This is a genomic window from Moorena sp. SIO3B2, from assembly GCF_010692525.1.
Classification (GTDB): domain Bacteria; phylum Cyanobacteriota; class Cyanobacteriia; order Cyanobacteriales; family Coleofasciculaceae; genus Moorena; species Moorena producens.
Genome location: NZ_JAAHHE010000572.1, coordinates 1 through 3,071, shown reverse-complemented (window position 1 = coordinate 3,071; position 3,071 = coordinate 1). Strand labels below are relative to the sequence as shown.

The window sequence follows — 3,071 nt, the reverse complement described above, 5'->3', positions numbered from 1 at the left end:
ACACATTTTACATGGAAGCCGACTACGGTAGATCCCGGGTTTTTCGGCAAGATGGCGACCCAGAAGACGTGATACAAGAAGCGATAGACACTTGTCCAGTAGATTGTATCCACTGGGTTGATTACACTAAGCTTAAAAATCTAGAAGACGAGCGACAATATCAGGTAATTCCTAGAGCGGGATTGCCCATTGACCGCAGTATTGTTGCTGCCAAAATTAAGGAGAGGAAGCTGGCAAGAAAGCGTAGGAAAAAACGAACCTAGGCTTAATGCGTTCGCGTAGCGTGACCAAAGGTCAATCGCGTAGCGTGGCCTAGGGTCAATCGCTTTTAATAGTAATTAATCCTCGATGGCTTAGTGCCGTTGGGGGTTTTGTGTTGTTTTATCGCAATGGTTGGATTTTAGGGAATCGGGAATCGGGAATCGGGAATCGGGAATCGGGAATCGGGAATCGGGAATCGGGAATTGGGAATTGGGAATTGGGAATTGCGAAATGCGATCGCATCCTTGATCGCATCCAACAACAACAATACCATAAAAATGCACAATATTAAATTATAGCATAAACAGATCTTTATTTCTAATAATATCAAAAACTCTTTGGCTCTCTTTCTTACTACTCCCGACTCCCGACTCCCTACTCCCTTCCTACGACCAAATCCCACAGCGCATCAATACCACTGCCCACATAGTCGGAATCCTGATGTTGTTCAATCCATTCCATGATAGTAGGGAGGATATGATTGGATGTTTTGCCCAAGTTGCCCAAGGCTTCGGCTGCCTTCCCACGCACATAAGAATCCTCATCCTGAAGCCTTGCTAGGAGGGTGTTGACTACGGTTTCTGAGCTATTGCCCAATTTTGCCAAGGCATTGGCTGCACTAACACGCACATCAGATTTATCATCTTCAAGTCCTGCTAGGAGGGTGTTGACTACGGTTTCTGAGCTATTGTCCAAGTTGCCCAAGGCTTCCGCTGCACTCTCACGCACATAATAATCCTCATCCATTAGCAGTGCTATGAAGGCACTGACTACGGTTTCTGAGCTGTTGCCCAATTTGCTCAAGCCATAGACTGCCTGCCTACGAACAAAAGACTCATCATCCATTAGCATTGCTAGGAGGTCACTGACTACGGTTTCTGAACTGTTGCCCAATTTGCCCAAGGCTTCCGCTGCACTCCCACGCACAACATAATTATCATCCTTTAGCCTTGCTATGAGGGAGCTGACTACAGTTTCTGAGCTGTTGCCCAATTTGCCCAAGGCTTCCGCTGCCCTCCAACGCACAAAATAATTATCATCCTTTAGCCCTGCTATAAGGTAGCTGACTACGGTTTCTGAGCTGTTGCCCAATTTGCCCAAAGCATTGGCTGTACTCTCACGCACAACATAATTATTATCCTTTAGCCCTGCTAGGAGGGTGTTGACTACGGTTTCTGAGCTGTTGCCCAATTTGCCCAAGGCATTGGCTGCAATCATACGCACAACATAATTATCATCCATTAGCAGTGCTAGGAGGGCTTTGACTACAGTTTCTGAGCTGTTGTCCAATATGCCCAAGGCTCTGGCTCCACTCTTACGCACATCAGAATTCTCATTCTTTAGCCCTGTTAACAATATTGTAATTACCTGATCTTTTTCCCCTAACTCGTGTCGATATTTTAGCAATCGTGTCTCATCAATCCGATCCGTTCGCCTAGCGTGGCCTACGGCCAATCGCTCTTTCAACAATTCCAATACCTGTGCTTGAAAATCCGTTTCAGACAAACTGCAAATTATCTGAAAAACCTGATCGCGAATCTTATTCACAACCCGCTTATCTTTACTTACGTCCAACTCAATCAACCGCTCCAAAATCTCTTTAACTAAGCCAGGATCAGCACCACGCAAATTTTTCGGGTCTTCTGCAAAACAACTACCAGCAAATAACAAATCCCGATGTAACCACTGCTCGTAATTACTATTATTAGTCAATACTGCCCGAATCGCTTTCGCGGCATTTTTCTGTTTTTGTTGTGCTATTAGCAATAATAACACTTCGCGCCAGTGGGAGTCATGTAAATGCTCCCGAATCTGATTCAAAATAATACTAAAATCATACTCATCCTCTGCTTGATAGTTAATCTCTTGAGCACACAAATATTCCTGAAATGTCTTATGGACAAAAGCATAACAATCTTGCCCCTGCTCATTCAATAAACCGGTGCGATCTCGAATTAAGGTTACAAATGCTTCTGCTTCTTCCTTTGCTTGATATAACTGCACCTGCTTCAAGGTTTTAATCTCTTTACTCAACTGAGCAATCAAATCATCTTGGTTAATAAGCGATGCAGCGCGGTCTTGGGGGTTTCCCCCATGAGCGACTGCATCAAGACGGATACCACCTTCGTTATCTTCACTATTTCCTTGGCTATGAATCCAATAAGCTAACAATTCCATCAATCGGCGCAAATCATAGAAATCTAGATACTTAAATATTCCCTGATTGCTGATTTCTTTGTTAGCATCCCAAGATGTTAACAAGGTTTTAACGGCGCAATTGTAAAGTTCAAACCGTTCTTTGGGCAATACCGCTTGATACCGATGAATTAATGCAATAATTGTCAACAATAACGGATTCCGTGCCAACAAGGTAATCCGGTCATTATCATCCAGCGCCTTTCGTAAACTCTGCTTGCGCCTTTCAGCTTCTGCTTGGTCTTGACAGCGACTGTTATACCAGTTATCAATAAATGCCGAAATCTTCTGGTTATCAAAGGGTTGGATTTGATAGTGGGGAAATTCCTCAGTGCGGAAAAAGTCCCGCCGATAACCAGCCGGTCTAGATGTAATAATAGCGCGATTTCTGTCAAACTGTCCTAAAAAATTCTCGATGCGTTTGACTACATCATGGCGTTTAGCCTCTTCTGCTACTTCATCCAAACCATCCAGCAATATCAACGCTCTACCATCAGACAACCAATGCTCGAAAAATCCCACTGGTAACGGTTTCACTGACATGGTGTTTTCCGCAAATATCCGAGCATAGTCGGTCAGGCTTTTATCGAGATGTCTGGCAAAATCTCGCATCC

3 protein-coding genes are annotated in these 3,071 nt (G+C 44.1%); 1 reads left to right on the top strand and 2 read right to left on the bottom strand.

All coding sequences use genetic code 11. The annotated features are described in order from the left end of the window. Positions 1-263: ferredoxin (locus F6K38_RS38165; protein ID WP_287360151.1), on the top strand; the 263-nt coding region annotated here is incomplete at its 5' end. A 137-nt stretch (positions 264-400) separates the two neighbouring features. On the opposite strand, the gene F6K38_RS38160 is transcribed toward F6K38_RS38165, so the two are convergent. After that, complete coding sequence (locus F6K38_RS38160) at positions 401-664, bottom strand: hypothetical protein (RefSeq protein ID WP_287313905.1); 264 nt, start codon at positions 662-664, stop codon at positions 401-403. Continuing rightward, on the bottom strand, positions 637-3,071 hold a 2,435-nt coding region (locus F6K38_RS38155), incomplete at its 5' end, for an NACHT domain-containing protein (RefSeq protein ID WP_287360149.1). The genes F6K38_RS38155 and F6K38_RS38160, both read right to left, overlap by 28 nt.